We start from the raw sequence: 14,736 nt of genomic DNA, 5'->3' as shown, positions 1-14,736 counted from the left end.
CCCTTCGTTCCTTAGTCCATTCAACTCATGCTGATCTTGTCGCGCCGGTGCCTTGGCGGCGTGGCGTCGACTGGCCCGCGCGTGGGCAGCGGGTCGCGCGGCTCGGCGCTGTCGCGCGCCTGGCGCTCGTCGGGGTGGTTCGCGCTCTGGTCGGGCGCGAAGGTCAGATCGCCCCAGGCCCAGGCGAAGCTGCGCACATAGCTGTCATTGCTGAGGGCGGCGTGACTGTTGAGGTTGGCGCAGTCGGGCCGGTCGAAGTACGCGTAGTTGCCGGCGAACGCGGCAGTCGTCGCGGTCGAGAGCAGCGCCAGCGCGATGATGGCGGGGACTCTGGCGTTCATGGGTGGCTCACTCCCTTGCTGGAAAAAGGTGCCCGCCGGGGGACGGAGCACGTAAAGCTTTCAAATACTGCAAGCAATGCCGATGTCGGCTGTCATCTCATGTTGTCCCTGCGGCGTGCCCTCAGCCTGCCGGCAACCCGTTGCGGCGCCGGCTGGCGGACACCGCCAGCGTGCGGCTGGCCGCGGCGCAATACGAGGCGATCGGGCGCAGTGGCTGGCGGGGCGACGGAAGCAGGGGCGGCGACAGCAGGTCAATCACGGACGGTGCGGGGCCCGCCAACCGATGGGCGCGCCTGCGTGCCGTCATTCGCGCGGGCGGATGACGCATGGCGGAGGTTCCTCCTGCGTGTCAGTCGAATAGTTGTCTAAGGCGCGTGCTTCTCCCTGCCCGGTACAGAGCGACAAGTGTGCCAATGCGCGCCGAACGCTTGTTTTATAGGGGCTGCGCGACGTCGGCACCTGTGCCAGCCCCGGAACGGGACGCCAGGCGGCGTCGATCGGTTTCGCCGCTGTAACGCAAGCGGACGGAGGCGCGCGTGGTCGTGTGACATGTGGCAGGGCGGCTGGGGCGATCGGCGCGTCATCGCGCGTTGCCCTGGCCCTTGCCAACGCTGCCAAAGTGGGAGGCGGCAGGACATGTCGCCCCCGAATGACCGCGCGGCGGCACGCCGTTGCGCGTGCCGGTGGGGCGGCAGGGCCGATGGCGCGTCCTGATGCGCAGCCCGGACGCGCCCGCACGGAGGCGCGGCACGCGTGTGCACCCGGTTGCAGGGCTGAAACATGAGGGTGGCGGGGAGGATCGACGCAGAAACGGGTACGCTCGCCGGGCGTCGAGCCGGCGTGGCAGGGCAGGGGAGGATGGGCGCGAGGCGCCGGCGGCTAGCGCGGGGTGCCCGACGGGACCGATGCGCTCGGCGCCATCGGTGCCGGACGGTCGCCCGGGGTCACATTGGACGTGGCGCCGGAAATGGGCTTCGGCCCCGGCTGTCCACGCTGTTGTTCGCAGCCGGCCAGCGCCAGCAGGCCAAGGCAGAGCGCGGCAACGGGGCGCCTGATCGAGGTGCGGATCACGGAAGTCTCCTGTTCCTGGCCGGGCGCGGCGGGTCCGCGCGCCGGCGGGTGTGCCTGAACTTACTGTAGCAGGTTGCACCGGCGCCGCTCCGGATGCGCATTATCATGAACGCAGGTCGGACGCGCGCGGACAGACAGCCCCGGCCGCGTCGTCCATGCTCTGAACGTGACGAGGTCATCACCCTCCACCATCCGAGATCCGGCATGCCTCCTGAACAAGCTTCCCGGCCGCCCGAGGGCGCGCCGCCCCGGCCCCAGCGTGGACGCATCCTGCCCGACCGCCACACGGCCGCGCGCACCTTCCGCGTGGTCTCGGCCGCCATCCAGTCCTGGTTCGAGCACCGCGCGGCCAGCAAGGGCGCGGCGCTCTCCTTCTATATGTTGTTCTCGCTCGCGCCGATCCTGGTGCTTGTGATCTCGATCGCCGGCCTGTTCTTCGGCGCCGAGGCTGCGCGCGGCGAGATCTTCTCCCAGCTCAACGGTCTGGTGGGCGAGCAGGGCGCCGCCGCCATCCAGGGGATTCTGGCCGCCACGCACCGCGCCGGGGGTAGCGGCGTGGCGGCGACCATCGCGTTCGGCATCCTGATCGTCGGCGCGACGAGTGCCTTCGCCGAACTCAAGAGCAGCCTGGACGACATCTGGCACGCCCCGCCCCCGGCTGGCGCGGGCTGGAAGAAGCTGCTCCGCGCGCGGATGTTGTCGTTCAGCATCGTGCTGGCGCTGGCCTTCATGCTGCTGGTCTCGCTGGTGGTCAACGCGGCCCTGGCCGTCATCGACCGCTTCTGGGGCGCGCTGTGGACGGCCTCCTGGTTCGCCCCGGTGGCGGATGCCATTTCCACGGTGTTCTCGTTCTCGGTGGTTACGGCCCTGTTCGCGGTGATCTTCAAGATGCTGCCGAACGCGCGCATCGCCTGGCGGGATGTGACGATGGGCGCGATCATCACCGCGCTGCTGTTCGCCGTAGGCAAGCGGCTGATCGGGATCTATCTGGGGAACAGCGCGGTGGCGTCGTCCTATGGCGCGGCCGGCTCGGTCGTGGCGCTGATGCTGTGGGTGTACTATTCGGCACAAATCTTCTTCTTCGGCGCCGAGCTGACGCGCCAGTACGCGTTGCAGTTCGGCAGCCTGCGCGGGCGGGATCCGGCGATGGAAAACCGCGCGGGGCCGGGTGCCGCGCACGGCGCCACCCCGCCGGGGGCCGCGAACCGGTAAAATACCGCCCCATTCCCTGTGCCCCGCCCGGGGCCCTCCACCCGATCCTGCCTGTCAGTCACCAGATTCCGTTGCCGTGAGCTCGCTCGTTTCCGAAATTGCGCGTCGTCGCACCTTTGCCATCATCTCCCACCCTGACGCGGGTAAGACCACGCTGACCGAAAAACTGCTGTGGTTCGGCGGCGCCATCCAGGTGGCCGGCGAAGTGCGTGCCCGCAAGGCCGACCGCCACGCCACGTCCGACTGGATGGAACTGGAAAAGCAGCGCGGGATCTCGGTGACCTCGTCGGTCATGCAGTTCCCTTACCGCCGCCGGCCGGACGTCCCCGAGAACATCGTCAACCTGCTGGATACCCCGGGCCACGAGGACTTCTCGGAAGACACCTACCGCACGCTGACCGCCGTCGACTCGGCGGTGATGGTGATCGACTCGGTGAACGGCGTGGAAGCGCAGACCATCAAGCTGCTCAACGTCTGCCGCCTGCGCGACACGCCCATCCTGACCTTCATCAACAAGCTCGACCGCGAAGGCCGTTCGCCGATCGAACTGCTCGATGAAATCGAGGACGTGCTCAAGATCCAGTGCGCGCCGATGACCTGGCCGATCGGCATGGGCAAGGCGTTCCGCGGCGTGTATCACATGATCGAGGACAAGGTGCAGCTGTTCGACCCCAAGGGCGAGAAGGGCACCGCCGCGATCCTGGACGGGCTGGACAACCCCGAACTCGACCGCATCCTGGGCAGCCAGGCGGACGAGTTGCGCGTGGAAATCGAACTGGTACGCGGTGCATCGCATACCTTCGACAGGGAAGCCTTTCTCTCCGGCAAGCAGACCCCGGTCTACTTCGGCTCGGCGATCAACAACTTCGGCGTGCAGTCGATGCTGGACGCGCTGTGCGAGCTGTCGCCCCCGCCGCTGGCCCGCCAGACCGAGAGCCGCGTGGTGGAGCCCGAGGAAGCCAAGTTCACCGGCTTCGTGTTCAAGATCCAGGCGAACATGGACCCGCGCCACCGCGACCGCATCGCCTTCGTGCGCGTCTGCTCGGGCAAGTTCGACCGGGGCATGAAGCTGCTGCACGTCTCGGCCGGCAAGACGGTGGCCATCAACAACGCCATCACCTTCATGGCGCAGGACCGCAACACCACCGAGGAAGCCTACGCGGGCGACATCATCGGCGTGCCGAACCACGGCACGATCCGCCTCGGCGATGTGTTCACCGAGGGCGAGGGACTCAAGTTCACGGGGATTCCGTCATTCGCGCCCGAGTTCTTCCGCCGCGCGCGGCTGAACAACCCGCTCAAGGTCAAGCAGTTGCAGAAGGGGTTGCAGCAGCTGGCCGAAGAGGGCGCGACGCAGATGTTCCGCCCGCTGGCGTCGAACGATCTGGTGCTCGGCGCGGTCGGTATCCTGCAGTTCGATGTGGTGGCGCACCGGCTGGAGCACGAGTACGGGGTCGATGCGATCTTCGAATCGCATGAATGCGCCACGGCGCGCTGGCTGCGTGGCGATGCTGCCGAGATCGAGAAGCTGATCGAGAAGGCCGGCCACAACGTGGCGCTGGACGGCGCCGGTGACCACGTCTACCTGGCACCCAGCATGGTCAACCTGCGCCTGACGCAGGAGCGCTTCCCGAACCTCCAGTTCCTGGAAACGCGCGAGATCGTCTGACCTGGGGAAGTGGGGATCGCGCCGCTGGCTCAATCCCTCTCCCCCGGCCCCTCTCCCGCATGCGGGAGAGGGAGCAAACCGGCAGCGTTTGAGCTGCCAGCACAATCGCTCAATACGCCAGCGATGCCTGGATGTAGAACGTACGCGGCATGCCCACGTACTTGCCGAAGTTGTTGTCGGTCGAGCGCGTGAAGTAGCGGCGATCGAACACGTTCTTGATCCCCACTGCCAGCTTCAGGTTCTGCGCCGACTTGCCGAAGTCGTAGCCCAGGCGCATGTTCATCAGCGCGTAGCCCGGAATATCGCCCAGCCGGCCATCGGCCGTCTCCGCCGTCTGGTAGGCGGTGGCCGTGGCGGGGTCGCCCGGCGAACGCTGCTTCGACTGCGCGAAGCCATCCAGGTTGAACGCCCAGCGGTTGCGCGCATAGCGCATACCCAGCGTGGCCACGTGGCGCGAGTAGAACGGCAGGTCGCGGCCGGCGAAGTTGCCCTGGTTGTACGTGGCGTCGGTGAACGTGTACGTGGCGTACGCGCTCAGGCCGGCCAGCGTCTTCGACAGCGTGCCGAAGTCATAGCGGATCGACGATTCCACGCCCCGGTGCGTCGTGGCGCCGAGGTTGGTCCACGCGTCCGGCGCGCCGCCCGTGCCGCCGCGCAGTTGCAGTTCGTCGTCGAAGTCGATGTTGAACAGCGTCAGCTCGCCGCCCCAGCCGTTGGTGCTGTTGAAGTGCGTGCCGACCTCGTAGGTCTTGGCCTTCTCCGGCACGAGGCCGTTGGTGGTCGAGGCGATCTGGAAATACTGCAGCGGCCCGAACGACACGCCGGCGTTGGCGAACGCGGTCCAGTTGTCGCTGATGTGGTACAGCACGGCCAGCGACGGCAGCGGCTCGTTCGACGACACATCGGTGCGCACGTTGGTGAAGCGGTCGGTCAGGTCCGAGCGGATGAATTCGTAGCGCAGGCCGGGCGTGATGGTCCAGTTGCCGAAATTGATCGTGTCATCGATATAGACCGCATTGGCCGTGGTGCCGCCCGTGCGCCACTGGTAGACCGGCGCGGCGAGGTCCGGCGCGTTCACCGAGCCGGGCCGATAGAACGCCGTGCGAGTGGCTTGTTCATCACTTGCTTCGCGCAGGTAGCGGTAGCCCACGCTCACTTCGTTGCTGACGCTGCCGGTACGGAAGAGCTGCGAGTAGCGCGGCTCGAAGGCGAACACGTGGTAATTACGCGGCGCCGTGGTCAGGCGGCGTTGCGCGGCCTGTGCGCCCGTGCCCTGCTGCTCGATCGTGCTGCCGCGGAAGCTGTCGGTGTAGTACGTCAGCACCTCGAACTTGCGGTTGGCGTCGTTGTGCGAATACTTGAGCGAGATATCCGAGCGACGGCCCGAGAAATCGTCATACGGGCGATCCGACTGGAACGGATTGGCCGCGTACTGCGCCGAGGTCAGCCCGCCCGGCATGCCGGCGTGGGCTTCGTAATAGTGGAAGGCCGCCGAAATCTCGTCGTTCTTCGAGATCCGGTACGCGCCCTTGAGCATCAGGTCGTCGATATCGACGTAGTCGTTGCTCTCGCGGTAGCCATTGCCGTGCACGCCCGAGTACAGCAGCGCGCCGCCCAGGCCCTGCTCGTTGGTGCCGCCGATGAACGCGGTCGGATTGGCCTTGGCGTTGCCGCCATGGCTGTAGATATCGGTCTCGATCGAGGCATCGGCCGCGAACGTCTTGGGAATCGGGCGCGACACGAAGTTGATGATGCCGCCCACGTTCTGCGGGCCGTAGCGCACCGAGCCGGCGCCACGCACCACGTCGATCGCTTCCAGGTTGCCGAGCGACAGCGGCGCCATCGACAACTGCGGCTGGCCATACGGCGCCACAGCCAGCGGCACCCCGTCCATCAGGATCGTGGAGCGCGGCGAAAGCCGCGAGGTCAGGCCGCGCACGCCCACGTTCAGCGAGATGTCGCTGCCGCCCGTACCGTTGCTGTCCTGGACCTGCACGCCGGGAATGCGGCGCAGCACATCGCGCACATTGTTCGCGCCGGTCTCCTTGATCGCTTCGCGGTCGACGATGGTCCGCGCGCCCGGGTGCTCAAGCACCTTTTCCTCGTTCGGCGCCTCGAGCCAGTTGCCGACCACCGTCACGGCGTTCAGCGTGCTGCCGTTGGCAGGGGCGTTCGGGGTTTCGGCGGATTCGGGAGCGGTTTGTGCCGAGACCGACACAGAGAGGCAGAGCAGGGCGACGCCAGTGGCGGCGACGTTGAGGCGAAATGCGGGCAGCACGATGAGGTCCAGGGAATACTTGCCAAAAGTTGCCCGGATTATAAATACGAATGATTCCCATGACGGCGCAATTTGTCCCCGGTGTGGCGGGAATGCATCAAGATTGATACATGGAGAATTCAGCGCCCTCGGGTCGGGTCGGCTAGAATTCTCAGCTTTGTACGATGACCGACGAGCCGCGCGCCCGTTTGCCATCACGTGTGTCATCCGGCGCACATCGCATCCCTTCCTGCCGCCCCCCATGTCCACCGCCACACCTGTGCCGGCCGCCGAGCCGGACACCGTTTTCCGCGACCCCGCCTTCCGACATTTCTGGTTCGCCAGACTCTGCACGACCATCGGCTACCAGATCTTCACGGTGGCGGTGGGCTGGCAGATGTACGACCTCACGCGCGATCCCTTCATGCTCGGCATGGTCGGGCTGGTGCAGTTCCTGCCGTCGATCGTTCTGCTGCTGATGTCCGGCCACGTGGCCGACCGCTTCGACCGCCGGCGGATCGTGCGTACCTGCCAGGCGCTGGAAGCGGTGATTGCCGTGTCGATGGCCGTGGCGAGCTTCTCGGGCGGGATCACGCGCGAGTACATCTTCCTGTTCGTGGCGGCCATCGGCGCCTGTCGCGCGTTCGAGACGCCCACGCTCCAGGCGCTGCTGCCCAGCGTGGTCACGCCGCGCCAGCTGCCGCGCGCGGTGGCGCTGGCCAGTTCCGCCAGCCAGACCGCCATCATCATCGGCCCGGCGCTGGGCGGCTTCGCCTACGTGGCGGGCCCGGGCGTGGTCTATTCCATCAGCGCCGTGCTGTTCGCCATCGCCGCCGTGCTGGTGGCCACGCTCAAGCTGCGCCAGGCCGCGCAGCGGCTGACCACGCCGGTCAGCATCAAGACGCTGTTTGCTGGATTTGCCTATATCCGCAGCCATCAGGTGCTGCTGGGCGCGGTGTCACTGGACCTGTTCGCGGTGCTGCTCGGCGGCGCCACGGCGCTGCTGCCGATCTATGCGCGGGACATCCTCCACACTGGCCCGTGGGGGCTGGGGCTGCTGCGCTCGTCGCCGGCCATCGGCGCGCTGGTCACGGCGCTCTGGCTGGCGCGGAACCCGCTGAACCGGCGCGTGGGCCGCGTGATGTTCGGCGCGGTGGCGCTGTTCGGCGTGGCGACGATGGTCTTCGGCATTTCCAGCTGGCTGCCGCTCTCGATGGGGGCGCTGGTGGTGCTGGGCGCGTCGGACATGATCAGCGTGGTGGTGCGCCAGACGCTGGTGCAGCTCGATACCCCGGACGACATGCGGGGTCGCGTGGGGGCGGTCAACTCGGTGTTTATCGGGGCGTCGAACCAGCTTGGCGAGTTCGAATCGGGCGTCACGGCGGCGCTGCTCGGGCCCGTGGGCGCGGTGCTGCTGGGCGGCGCCGGCACGGTGCTGGTGGTGTTCGCGTGGATGCGGCTGTTCCCGGCGCTGGCCGATCGAGACCGCCTGCACGATCATCCCCACGACCGCCCGGCCCCGGCGCGCTGACCGCTTCCGATCCGGGCAAAGCGTACCCGTTTCTGCGCACACCTTCCCGCCGGGCCCTGTTGCCCGCGCTCTCCATGCAGGGATTACAACGGCTCACGGCCGAAAGTTGTAATCCCTGCACTCCCTCTGCCTTTTCTCCCCCGACTGTGATGTAAGCGGCGCGCCGTGCGGGCCGCCGTGAGCCATTGCGTGGCAACGGCCCACGCAGAAACGGGTACGCTTTGGGATTGCCCGGCGGGCTGGCTGGCACGTCCTTCGCAAGTCGGCCCGGGTTGCACTGAGGAGCGAACGCATGGAATTGCCGTATATCGACGCCGACAAAGTCCAGGCCACCTGGGCCTATCTCACCCAGTTCGCGGTCAGTCAGGGGCTGAACTGCCTCGCCGCGCTGGCCATCCTGCTTGCCGGCTGGTGGCTCTCCGGCCGCGCCGCGCGGGCCGTCAGGCAGGGCCTCCATCACACCCATGTGGACGACACACTGCGGCCGATGCTGGCGAGCGTGGCCCAGTGGGTGGTGCGGGTGCTGACCGTGGTGCTTGTGCTGTCGCAGTTCGGCGTGCAGACCGCGAGCATCATCGCCATGCTCGGCGCCGCCGGCCTGGCCATCGGCCTGGCGCTGCAGGGCACGCTCCAGAACATCGCCGCCGGGATCATGCTGGTGCTGCTGCGCCCGTTCCGCGTCGGCCAGTACATCGACGCCCAGGGTGTGGCCGGCACCGTGCGCGAGACCGGGCTGTTCATGACCGAGCTGACGACTTTCGACGGGGTCTGCCTGCGCGTGCCCAACGGCAAGCTCTGGGGCAGTTCGATCATGAACTACAGCGAGAACGTCACGCGGCGCATGGATATCGAGATCGCCGTGACCTTCGACAGCCCCGTGCAGGCTGGGCTGGATGCCCTCAAGGCCATGCTGGCCAAGGAGCCGCGGCTGCTGGCCGAGCCCAGGCCCGAGGTCATGGTGACGAAGTACACCGACCGGGGCATCGCGCTGAACGCGCGCTACTGGACCTCGAATGACGATTTCTGGAACGTGCAGTTCGGCTTCTTCAGCAAGCTGAAGCCCACGCTGGAAGCCGCCGGCTGCCGGATCGCCGTGCCGGTGCAGGAAGTCCACGTGCCGGAGATGGATGAGGAGGCGCTGGCAGACGGGGCCGACGGCGATGGCAAGGCGGACCGCTACGACGCCCGCCGCACCCCGCCGCGCCGGCCGAACTAGCGCGGCTCCACCCCTTCGTCCGCGAACAGCGAGCACGCGCCGGTCTCGGCCGTGCTCACATGGGCGCGGAAGCCGCCGAACAGGTCGCGCCCCACGCCGTGCCGGTTGCGCGAGAGATCAGGCCGATCGGCCTCGCGCGCCGCCAGGTCGGCATCGGCCAGCTTTACGGTCAGCACGCCGGCTGGCGCGTCCACACGCACGATGTCGCCGGTGCGCACCTTGCCGAGGGCCCCGCCCAGCAGCGCCTCCGGGCAGACGTGGATGGCCGCCGGCACCTTGCCCGACGCCCCCGACATCCGCCCATCCGTCACCAGCGCCACGTGGAAGCCACGGTCCTGCAGCAGCGTCAGCGTAGGCGTGAGCTTGTGCAGTTCGGGCATGCCGCACGACGCCGGCCCCTGCCACGGCAGCACCGCCACGAAATCGCGCTCGAGTTCGCCGCGCTTGAACGCGTCCAGCAGGTCATCCTGCCGTTCGAAGACGATGGCCGGCGCCTCCACCACCTGATGTTCGGGTTTCACGGCGGATGTCTTGATAACACATCGCCCGAGATTGCCGTCGAGCAGCTTGATCCCGCCATCGGGCGCGAACGGCTGGTCGGGCAGGCGCACGATGGTGTCGTCGAGCGAGGCCGTGGGACCGTCGATCCAGGTCAGCTTGCCGTCGCGCAGCACCGGCTCGCGCGTGTAGTCGGCCAGCCCCTTGCCGGCGATGGTGGTCACGTCGTCGTGCAGCAGCCCCAGCGTCAGCAGGCCGCGAATCACCACTGCCAGCCCGCCGGCCGCCTGGAACTGGTTCACATCGGCCTTGCCGTTCGGGTAGACGCGCGCCAGCAGCGGCACCACGGCGGAGAGTTCATCGAAGTCGTCCCAGGTCAGCTGGATGCCAGCCACGCGCGCCATGGCGATCAGGTGCAGCGTGTGATTGGTGGACCCGCCCGTGGCCACCAGCCCGACGATGCCGTTGACGAATGCGCGTTCGTCGAGCACATCGGCCACCGGGGTGTAGCGCTCGCCGCCATGCACCAGCGTCAGCGCGTGGGTGGCCGCATGGCGCGTCAGCGCCTCGCGCAGCGGCGTGCCGGGGTTGATGAAGGCGGTGCCCGGCAGGTGCAGGCCCATGATCTCCATCAGCATCTGGTTCGAGTTGGCGGTGCCGTAGAAGGTGCAGGTGCCCGGGCCGTGGTAGGACCGGGTCTCGGCTTCCAGCAGCTCCACGCGCCCGATCTTGCCTTCCGCGTAGAGCTGGCGGATGTGCGCCTTCTCCTCGTTGCCGATGCCGGTGGTCATCGGCCCGCCCGGCACGAACACGGCCGGCAGGTGGCCGAAGGACAGCGCGCCCATCACCAGGCCGGGCACGATCTTGTCGCAGACGCCCAGGTACAGCACGCCGTCGAACATCTGGTGGGACAGCGCCACGGCGGTGGCCATGGCGATCACGTCGCGCGAGAACAGCGACAGGTCCATGCCGTCCTGGCCCTGCGTCACGCCATCGCACATGGCCGGGGTGCCCCCGGCGAACTGCGCCGTGCCGCCGGCGGCCAGCGCGGCCTCCTTGATCCAGCGCGGGAACGCTTCCAGCGGCTGGTGGGCGGACAGCATGTCGTTATAGGCCGAGACGATGGCCAGGCTGGGGCGCTCCTGCGCCTTGAGGCGGATCTTGGCGTCGTCCGGCATGGCGGCCACGCCGTGGGCGAGGTTGGTGCAGGACAGGTTGGCGCGCTCGACCTTCTGCCCGGCCATGGCGCGGGTGCGGTCGAGGTAAGCCTGGCGCGTGGCGTGGCTGCGGGTCACGATGCGGGCCGTAACCCGCTCCAGGACAGGGTGGCGTGGCATGGAGTGTTCTCCTGTGAGGCGTGGGGCGCTTCGTGCGGCGCTCCATCAGCGTAGTCCAAATCGGCCGGATGCGCCCCGGGGGCGGCTGGGGCGCGAAGTGAGCGGATACAGGTCGGATCGCTCACACGCCCGGATGTTCCGCGCCGGCCTGTGACAACGGTGTGAACCCCGGTGCGACCCCCGTGTGCCGTCCGCGACGCTACGCAGAAACGGGTACGCTCGGGGTCCGCCCGCCGGCCGAATCCGCCCCGCCCACTGCCCAATCCCGGGCGAGTGACGTAACATGGCCGGAACTTATCCGCCCCTCGCCGGCACTCAGTAGAGGCCGGGGCGCCCACTTCCCCCCGCAAGGAGCCCAGGGTGAGCATGCCCGATTTCGACATGGTGCTGTTCGGCGGCACCGGTGACCTGGCGCGGCGCAAGCTGCTGCCGGCCCTCTTCGACGCCCACCGCTGCGGCGTGCTGCATCCGTCCGCGCGCATCCTCGCCACGGGCAGCCACGCCCAGACCACCGAGCAGTACATCGCCACGCTGGAAGACACCGTGCGGCCCGCGCTGGAGCACGCGCCGCCCGACGCCTGGGCCTCGTTCCTGCAACGCATCTGCTACGTCCAGGCCGACGCGCGCGAGCCCGCCCACTTCGACGCCCTCGCCGAGAAGGTGCTGGCCCGCAAGCCCGAGGTGGTGGTCTGCTACCTGGCCACTGCCCCCCATATCTTCGTGCCGATCTGCGAGCAGCTGGGCCGCACCGGCCTGAACACGCCCAACGTGCGCGTGGTGCTGGAGAAGCCGCTGGGGCACGACCTGGACTCGTCCGAGGCCATCAATTCCTCCGTGGCGAAGTATTTCGCCGAAGACCAGATCTATCGGATCGACCATTACCTGGGCAAGGAATCGGTCCAGAACCTGATGGCGATCCGCTTCGGCAACGCGCTGTTCGAGCCGCTGTGGCGCCGCGAATGGGTGCAGGACGTGCAGATCACCATCGCCGAGGAACTGGGCGTGGAGTCGCGCGGCGACTTCTACGACCGCACCGGCGCACTGCGCGACATGGTGCAGAACCACCTGCTGCAACTGCTGTGCATGGTGGCGATGGAGCCGCCGGCGAGCCTGTCGGAAGACGCCATCCGCGACGAGAAGATCAAGATCCTCAAGGCGCTGCGGCCGATCCAGCCGCAGGACGTGGCCGAGAAGACCGTGCGCGGCCAGTACCGCGCCGGTGCGGTCGGCGGCAAGCCGGTGCCGGGCTATATCGACGAGCCGGGCATCGCCCCGGACAGCCGCACCGAGACCTTCGTCGCCATCAAGGCCGAGATTGCCAACTGGCGATGGGAGGGCGTGCCGTTCTACCTGCGCACCGGCAAGCGCATGCAGTCACGCGTGGCCGAGATCGTGATCCACTTCCGCGATGTGCCGCACGCCATCTTCCCCAAGCCGCTGACGCTGTCGCCGCAGAACCGGCTGGTGATCCAGCTCCAGCCCGAGGAAAGCATCAAGCTGTATTTCCTGGTCAAGCAGCCGGGCGATACCCTCGAACTGACCCCCACCTCGCTCGACCTGGACTTCGCCAACTCGTTCAAGGTGCGCCGCGCCGGGGCCTACGAACGCCTGCTGCTGGACGTGATCCGCGGCCGGCTGGGCCTGTTCGTGCGTCGTGACGAGCAGGTGCAGGCGTGGCGCTGGGTGGAGCCGATCATCGACACCTGGGCCGACAGCACCGTGCCGCCCAAGTCGTATACCGCCGGCACCTGGGGGCCTGCGGCGTCGTCGGCGCTGATGTCGCGCGACAAAGCGCTCTGGCACGAGGAAGTCTGACCCATCGCCTGTCTATATATAAAAGGGACCGATCATGCGCCAGTACGAACATGCCTCCGTGATGGATCAGGCCGAATCGCTGGCCCTCTCGATCGGCCATGCGCTGGATCTGGTGATCCAGGCCAAAGGCTGGGCGGTGCTGGCGGTGTCCGGCGGGCGCTCGCCGGTGCCGATGTTCGAGCGATTGCGCTATCGGCCCATCCGCTGGGACGCCGTGACCGTGACGCTGGTGGATGAGCGCGCGGTGCCGCCCGACCATCCCGACAGCAACGGCGCGCTGGTGCGCCACAACCTGCTGCGCGAGGCCGCGGGCGTGGCGGCCTGGGTGCCGCTGGTGGAGGATGCCGCCGAGGCGTCCCAGCCGGAGCGCGCCGTGGCGCGGCTCAACGAACGCTTCCAGCAGCCGGACGTGGTGGTGCTGGGCATGGGCGAGGATGGGCACACGGCGTCGCTGTTCCCGGAGGCGCCCGAGCTGCAGACCGCGCTGTCCGAGCCAAAGCCCGGTTTCCTCGTCACCCATCCGACCAGCGCGAACCACGCCCGCGTGACGCTGAACCTCGCCGCGCTGCTGGCCGCCGAACGCACCTTCCTGGCCATCACGGGCGAGAAGAAGGCCGAGGTGCTGGCCCGCGCGCTCCAGGCGCCCACGCCGGCGCTGCCGGTGAGCCTGGTGCTGGCGCGGCACCGCCATGGCGTGGATGTGTTCCGCACCTGATCGCCCGCCAACGTTCGTTTTCGACAAAGGGTCCCGATGCCTCCTCCTGATTCGCAAGCCGACTCGTTTCCCCGCCTGCTGGCCGACGTGGGCGGCACCAACGTGCGGATGGCGCTGGAGACGGCGCCGCTGCGAATTGGTGCGGTCACCGCGCTGAAGGTGGCGGATTTTCCGTCGCTCGAAGCCGCCATGCAGCAGTACCTGCGCGGCCTGCACGACCTGCCGCGCCCGCGCCATGCGGCCATCGGTCTGGCCAATCCGGTGACCGGCGACCACGTCAAGCTGACCAACCACAACTGGGCGTTCTCGATCGACGCCACGCGCCGCGCACTCAACTTCGACACGCTGGTCGCCATCAACGATTTCACCGCGCTGGCGCTGGGGCTACCCTACTTGCCCGCCGAGGACCTCGCGCTGGTGCGCGACGGCACGGCGGTGCCCACGGCGCCACGCGCGCTGCTGGGGCCGGGCACGGGGCTGGGCGTCTCGGGACTGGTTCCCGCGCCCGGCGGCGGCGCGGTGGCGCTGGCCGGCGAGGGCGGCCATATCGAAATCATGCCGGACACCGACGACGAGTGGATCGCCTGGCGCTACGCCCATCAGCATCTGGGCCGGGTCTCGGCGGAGCGGATGCTGTCGGGCATGGGCCTGTCCCAGATCCATGCCGCGCTGGTCGCAGAAACGGGTACGCCCCTGGCCCAGCCACTGACGCCGGCCGAGGTCACGGATGGTGCGATCAAGACCGGCGACCCGCTGTGCCAGCGCGCCTTCGCGGCGTTCTGCGGCCTGCTCGGCTCGGTGGCGGGCGATGTCGCGCTGGTGCTCGGTGCGCGCGGCGGGGTCTACCTCGGCGGCGGTATCGTGCCGCGTTTCGTCGATGCCTTCCGGGCCTCGCCGTTCGCCGCGCGCTTCGCCGCCAAGGGTCGCATGGGCGCCTATCTGGCCGACATCCCGGTCTACGTGATCACGGCCGCCTACCCGGCGCTGCCCGGGCTGGCGCGCGCGCTGGCAGACCGCCTGGAGGGCGACATGCGCCATGCCGGCGCCGCCCACCCCTGACTGATTGATCCCGAT

10 protein-coding genes are annotated in these 14,736 nt (G+C 68.4%); 7 read left to right on the top strand and 3 right to left on the bottom strand.

All coding sequences use genetic code 11. The annotated features are described in order from the left end of the window. Positions 1–20: 20 nt before the first annotated feature. Positions 21–341, bottom strand: a complete 321-nt coding sequence (locus BM115_RS12590; RefSeq protein WP_092294187.1) for a hypothetical protein — start codon at positions 339–341, stop codon at positions 21–23. Positions 342–1,616: 1,275 nt separating this feature from the next. On the opposite strand from BM115_RS12590, the gene BM115_RS12580 reads away from it, so the two are divergent. Together BM115_RS12580 and BM115_RS12575 are read left to right on the top strand one after the other, a co-directional pair. Beyond that, positions 1,617–2,624: a YihY/virulence factor BrkB family protein gene (locus tag BM115_RS12580; protein WP_092294183.1), complete on the top strand. Its 1,008-nt coding sequence runs from the start codon at positions 1,617–1,619 to the stop codon at positions 2,622–2,624. A 76-nt stretch (positions 2,625–2,700) separates the two neighbouring features. After that, on the top strand, positions 2,701–4,293 hold the full coding sequence (locus tag BM115_RS12575; RefSeq protein ID WP_092294181.1) for a peptide chain release factor 3: 1,593 nt from the start codon (positions 2,701–2,703) through the stop codon (positions 4,291–4,293). 109 nt (positions 4,294–4,402) lie between these two features. Here BM115_RS12575 and BM115_RS12570 read toward each other — a convergent pair whose 3' ends face one another. Further along, positions 4,403–6,571, bottom strand: a complete 2,169-nt coding sequence (locus BM115_RS12570; protein ID WP_092294179.1) for a TonB-dependent receptor family protein — start codon at positions 6,569–6,571, stop codon at positions 4,403–4,405. 241 nt (positions 6,572–6,812) lie between these two features. Between BM115_RS12570 and BM115_RS12565 the strand changes: the two genes are divergently transcribed. Together BM115_RS12565 and BM115_RS12560 are read left to right on the top strand one after the other, a co-directional pair. Then, on the top strand, positions 6,813–8,081 hold the full coding sequence (locus BM115_RS12565) for an MFS transporter (protein WP_092294177.1): 1,269 nt from the start codon (positions 6,813–6,815) through the stop codon (positions 8,079–8,081). A gap of 292 nt (positions 8,082–8,373) precedes the next feature. Further along, a complete protein-coding gene (locus BM115_RS12560; RefSeq protein WP_092294175.1) occupies positions 8,374–9,297 on the top strand; it encodes a mechanosensitive ion channel family protein in 924 nt (307 codons plus the stop codon). Here the strand turns inward: BM115_RS12560 and edd are convergent. Then, positions 9,294–11,132 carry a phosphogluconate dehydratase gene (gene edd / locus BM115_RS12555; protein ID WP_092294173.1) on the bottom strand — a complete coding sequence of 613 codons (1,839 nt, stop codon included), beginning with the start codon at positions 11,130–11,132 and terminating at the stop codon, positions 9,294–9,296. The genes BM115_RS12560 and edd overlap by 4 nt on opposite strands. A gap of 366 nt (positions 11,133–11,498) precedes the next feature. On the opposite strand from edd, the gene zwf reads away from it, so the two are divergent. From zwf to BM115_RS12540, 3 genes are read left to right on the top strand one after another with little or no spacing between them, the layout of a single operon-like run. Continuing rightward, the gene (gene zwf / locus BM115_RS12550; RefSeq protein ID WP_092294171.1) at positions 11,499–12,947 is read left to right on the top strand and encodes a glucose-6-phosphate dehydrogenase; all 1,449 of its coding nucleotides are present in this window, start codon (positions 11,499–11,501) and stop codon (positions 12,945–12,947) included. 34 nt (positions 12,948–12,981) lie between these two features. After that, positions 12,982–13,662 carry a 6-phosphogluconolactonase gene (gene pgl, locus BM115_RS12545; protein WP_092294169.1) on the top strand — a complete coding sequence of 227 codons (681 nt, stop codon included), beginning with the start codon at positions 12,982–12,984 and terminating at the stop codon, positions 13,660–13,662. A gap of 36 nt (positions 13,663–13,698) precedes the next feature. After that, a complete protein-coding gene (locus tag BM115_RS12540; RefSeq protein ID WP_092294168.1) occupies positions 13,699–14,721 on the top strand; it encodes a glucokinase in 1,023 nt (340 codons plus the stop codon). Positions 14,722–14,736: the final 15 nt, after the last annotated feature.

This window comes from Cupriavidus sp. OV096, from assembly GCF_900115455.1.
Classification (GTDB): domain Bacteria; phylum Pseudomonadota; class Gammaproteobacteria; order Burkholderiales; family Burkholderiaceae; genus Cupriavidus.
The sequence above is the reverse complement of the archived record's forward strand: the minus strand, read 5'-3'. Positions and strand labels throughout refer to the sequence as shown.